General features: G+C 74.8%; 6 protein-coding genes and 1 pseudogene. 4 read left to right on the top strand and 3 right to left on the bottom strand.

Annotated features, from left to right (window positions below):
* On the bottom strand, positions 1-86 hold an 86-nt coding region (locus ACFV0G_RS36135), incomplete at its 3' end, for an E3 binding domain-containing protein (RefSeq protein ID WP_380557069.1).
* A gap of 83 nt (positions 87-169) precedes the next feature.
* Positions 170-448 (bottom strand): annotated as a pseudogene (locus ACFV0G_RS36130) (acetate--CoA ligase); the annotation flags it as partial.
* Positions 449-666: 218 nt separating this feature from the next.
* Here ACFV0G_RS36130 and ACFV0G_RS36125 point away from each other — a divergent pair.
* The 3 genes from ACFV0G_RS36125 (at position 667) to ACFV0G_RS36115 (ending at position 2056) form a co-directional block, all read left to right on the top strand.
* Positions 667-948, top strand: a complete 282-nt coding sequence (locus tag ACFV0G_RS36125) for a dsRBD fold-containing protein (RefSeq protein ID WP_380557067.1) — start codon at positions 667-669, stop codon at positions 946-948.
* Positions 949-1042: 94 nt separating this feature from the next.
* Positions 1043-1528, top strand: coding sequence for a universal stress protein (locus ACFV0G_RS36120; protein ID WP_380557065.1), 486 nt, complete (start codon positions 1043-1045; stop codon positions 1526-1528).
* Between the two features lie 102 nt (positions 1529-1630).
* Positions 1631-2056: an Hsp20/alpha crystallin family protein gene (locus tag ACFV0G_RS36115; protein WP_380557063.1), complete on the top strand. Its 426-nt coding sequence runs from the start codon at positions 1631-1633 to the stop codon at positions 2054-2056.
* A 79-nt stretch (positions 2057-2135) separates the two neighbouring features.
* Here ACFV0G_RS36115 and ACFV0G_RS36110 read toward each other — a convergent pair whose 3' ends face one another.
* A complete protein-coding gene (locus ACFV0G_RS36110) occupies positions 2136-2966 on the bottom strand; it encodes an HPF/RaiA family ribosome-associated protein (protein ID WP_380557061.1) in 831 nt (276 codons plus the stop codon).
* Between the two features lie 584 nt (positions 2967-3550).
* On the opposite strand from ACFV0G_RS36110, the gene ACFV0G_RS36105 reads away from it, so the two are divergent.
* Positions 3551-4192, top strand: a complete 642-nt coding sequence (locus ACFV0G_RS36105; protein WP_380557059.1) for a CBS domain-containing protein — start codon at positions 3551-3553, stop codon at positions 4190-4192.
* Positions 4193-4254 lie beyond the last annotated feature (62 nt).

Here is a 4254-nt window from a genome sequence, read left to right as displayed (position 1 = left end):
GTGCCGTCGTGACCCGTGCCCCGTACACCGGCCAGATCGATGCCCGCCTCCGCGGCGGTGCGCCGGGCCAGCGGGGTCGCCCGCACCCGGCCGTCCGCGGGCCTCGCAGCCGCACGTAGAGCTCCGCACAGCGACCGAGCAGGGAGGCGACCCGCTCCCCCCGGCCGACTCCCAGCGCCCCCAGCGCGTCGGCGAACCGGTTGCTGCGCAACGCCAGCTCCTCGTACGTCACCGGGGTCACGGTGCCGTCGCCCGCCACGCAGCGGAGCGCGCCGCGGCCACCGCGGCCCGCCGCGACGTGGCGGTCGACGGCCTCGTGCGCGATGTTCAGCCCCCGCCGTCCGGGCAGGCCGTCCAGCAGGTCCCTGGCAGCCTGCCAGGTCAGGGCCCGGGCGTCCCGGTCGGCCTGCCCGGACGCAGGACCCTCGATCGGAGCGCGGCCGTGCATGGGGTCACCGTCCACGGAGGTCGCGGACCGCCGGAGTGGCGGCCCGGCCCCTCCTCCATCGTGCGCCACGCTCCATCGGGCCGCGGGGAGGCGGAAGGGGCCGGGCCGTCGGCCCGTACGCCGCCGTGCCGTGGGCCGAACGGCCCCATCGGCGGGCCGGGTTACGGGTCAAGCTGGAGGTGGTCCGGCTGTCCGGCCGTTCCAGGAGGCATCCCGACATGACCGAGAAGACGACGAGCGGCTGGCTGCGCACCAGGACCTGGGTTCTGCGGCTCGACCTGTTCGAGGAGGACGACACCACGAGGGTGCACGCCGTGCTCGACACCGGCGACAACAGGCTCGAGAGCCGGACGAGTTCCCGGCGCAACCCGCACGATCCGCCCCTTCCGGAGATCGGTGACGAGTACGCCGCCGGCCGTGCCCTGGTCGAGCTCGGGCAGCAGTTGCTCCGCGCCGGGCGGACCGATGCCACGGCGAACGATTCGGCGCCGCACTCCTGACACCACCGGCACGGGACGCGCCCGGCGGTGCCGGGCCGACCGCCGAACCGGTGTACGAGGGCAGTGCCGCTCGCCCCGACCGGAGGGACACACCATGGCCCACAACCAGAGTTCCGAGCGGATCGTCGTCGGCGTGGACGGCTCCGAGCAGGCCCGGCAGGCGTTGCGCTGGGCGGCACGGCACGCGGAACTGACGGGCGCCGCCGTGGAGGCGGTGATGGCCTGGGAGCCGCCCTTCTCCGGATGGGGCGGTGACGTATCGGTCGCCGAGGATCGTGAGCTCGGCCTCCTGGCGGAGAAGGTCCTGGCCGAGAACATCGACAAGGTGCTGGGGGCCGAACCGCGCGTGGACGTGCGCGCCCGGGCGGCCGAGGGGACGCCCGCCCAGGTCCTGCTCGCAGCGGCAGCCGACGAGGACGTGGCGCTGCTGGTGGTGGGCAGTCGGGGCATCGGCGGCTTCGCCGGGGCCCTCCTCGGATCGGTGGGCCAGCACTGCGCCCAGCACGCACCCTGCCCCGTCGTGATCATCCGTGGCCGTGGCCCCCTGACGCGGAGGTCCGACGACCCGATCACACGCTGAAGAGGCCCCCGGCGGACGCGTCGGCGATCCGCCCGGGCCTGCCGGAGCCACCGGCCTTCCGACCCGGGGGACAGGGAAGGCCCGAATGCAAGGAGGATCGCCATGGCCGGCGAGATGATGCACCGTCGGGCGCCGCACTGGTGGCCGACGTTCTCGGACTGGTTCGAGGACTTCCCCGTCGATCTGCGGATGGGTGAGCACATGATCCGCGTCGAGGAGTCCGAGAGCGACGGGATCTACACGGTGCGGGCCGAGCTCCCCGGGATGGACCCCGAGAAGGACGTCGAGATCACCGTCGAGGGCGGCGTGCTGACCATCAGGGCCGAGCGCACCGAGGAGACGAAGGAGAAGCAGCGGTCGGAGTTCCGGTACGGCTCCTTCACCCGCAGTGTGCGGCTGCCCGAGGGGGTGCGCGAGCAGGACATCACCGCCGCGTTCGACCGGGGCGTGCTGACGGTGACGTGTCCGGTCGGACAGGTGGAGAAGCCTTCCCGCCGGATCAAGATCGCTCAGGGCACCGCCCACTGACGTTCGGACGCCTGCCGCCCGGCCTCACGGTCGGGCGGCACCGCCGTGTGCGCGGGGGCAGCGCTGCCGTACTGGGCGGTCAGGACCCCGGCTCCTGCGGGGGCCGCCGTTCGCCCGCCGGGCTGATGAGGCCGTAGTGGCCGTCGTAGCGGTAGTAGAGCAGGTTGCCCCGGCCGGTGGCCGCGTCGGCGAAGAAGACGAACGGATAGCCGGTCGCGTCGAGCTGGTCCGCCGCCTGCTCCTCGGTCATCCGCGCAGCGGGCGCGGTCAGTACCGTCATCGGCAGGTCAGACGGAGCCAGCGCCTCCGGCCGCGGATGTACCTGCGCGAGTCGGTAGGGGCCGGCGCCGAAGCGGTAGATGACGCTGTCCTCGCCCGAGCCGAGCTCGGTGAACAGGTGGAAGTCGTAGTCCATGGTCTCCAGTTCGAGGGCCGCCTCGTCCGCCCTCTCGCACGCGAGCGGGAACGACTTCCGACGGACGATCCGGCGGTCCTCCCGCGGCAGCGGCCGGTAGCGCGGCCGGTCCGACCGCTCGTCGCCGTGCCGCCACTCGTGGGGGCGGGCACCGGGACCACCGGTGCGCCGCGCCTCCCGGTCGTGGCGGAGTCTCGTGAGCTGGAGCGCCAAGCGGTCGTGGAGCAGATCGATCGCCTCGCCCATCGTCGGGGCGGCGACGTGTGCACGGGCGATTCTGCCGTCGAGGTCCACGGTCGCCTGCGCCAGCGCGGGGCGGTCGAGCCCGGGGTTGCGCATCCGGGTGAGCCGTACCCGTGCGGACAGCACCGGTTCGCGTACCGGGGCGAGCAGGTCCAGGACCTTGGCGCGGGCGAGTTCGGCGGTCGCCGGGGACACGTCCCCACTGGTGCTGACCTGCAACTCCGGCGCCTGGGTCGAGCGAGGGGATGACATGGCAGCGTCCTTCGCAGCGTTCCTGTGAGCCCGGCCGGGAGGTCGGAACTGTCGGCGGGCAGCAGCCCCGGCACCGTGTGCCGCGGCACCTCGCGCCCACACCGACGCTAGCGGGCATCGGCCGCGCCCGCCTGGGCCGAAACGCCCGCCGGCCCGCACCGTCCGGCCCAACCGAGCACGACTCGCGCGGGAATTCGGCCTCCCGGCCGAGCTGGGCCCGGTGGGGTACGCCGCCGGGCGGACGGCGGTCAGGAGCGGCCGGAGGGACCGGGCCGCCCGTACTCCGAGAACACCCGGCGCACCGTCGACCGGGAGGTCGCACGCCTGCTGCGGCACGGCCGACGAGCGCGCGGTGGGTCGTCCCGGACATCCTGCGGGGCACCGGCACCGGCCCGGCTGCGCCGGCCGCCTCCCCGGACGGGACGGACGGCGACGGCCGGACCCGGGTACGGGCACCGGCCGGCCGGTGACCATGAGCCGGACGGCCCTGCCCGCGGCCCCAGGGGCCCTTGCCGTCCCGCGTGCCCGACCGCACCGTGGAGGCGGAAGCGGAAACCCGGCCGTTCCCGAAGGAGGAGAGGACCATGCGCCACCGCACCGTCCGGGACGTGATGACGACTCCGGCCGTCAGCGTCGCGCCGGGTACCGGGTTCCGCGAGATCGTGGCCGTCCTCGACGAGTACGGCATCACGGCCGTCCCCGTGGTGGACGGCGACGGCCGGCCGCTCGGCGTGGTGTCGGAGGCCGATCTGCTGCGCACCGAGGAGTCCCAGGAGGATCCGACCGGGCTGCGGCCGGGGCCACCGCCACCGCCCAGCGCCCCGCTGACGGCCTCGGACCTGATGTCCGCACCGGCGGTGTGCACGACCGGCGAGGTCAGTGTGGTCGCGGCCGCACGGATGATGCACGGCCGCGGCGTCAAGCGACTCCCCGTGATCGACGCGGACGGCCGTCTGGTGGGAGTCGTCGCCCGCGCGGACCTGCTCCGGGTCTTCCTCCGCGACGACCCGGCGATCCGCGCGGAGATCATCGAGGAGGTCCTCGGGCAGGTGGCCGGGGTCAGCCCGGCCCCCGTCGGCGTCGAGGTGGACCAGGGCCGGGTCGTGCTCAGCGGGGAGGTCGCACGCGCCGAGCTGGCCCCGGTCCTGGTGCGCCTGGCCGCCTCGGTGGACGGGGTGGTCTCGGTCACCGACCGGATCGGCCGTCCGCAGCCCGTCGGTCCCTGAGCCGCCCACGGCCACCGGCCGCACCACGCACGGAGCGCCACCGACGGCGGTGCCCGGCACGC

The sequence above is a fragment of the Kitasatospora sp. NPDC059571 genome, from assembly GCF_042735675.1.
In the GTDB taxonomy this organism is placed as follows: domain Bacteria; phylum Actinomycetota; class Actinomycetes; order Streptomycetales; family Streptomycetaceae; genus Kitasatospora.
The sequence above is the reverse complement of the archived record's forward strand: the minus strand, read 5'-3'. Positions and strand labels throughout refer to the sequence as shown.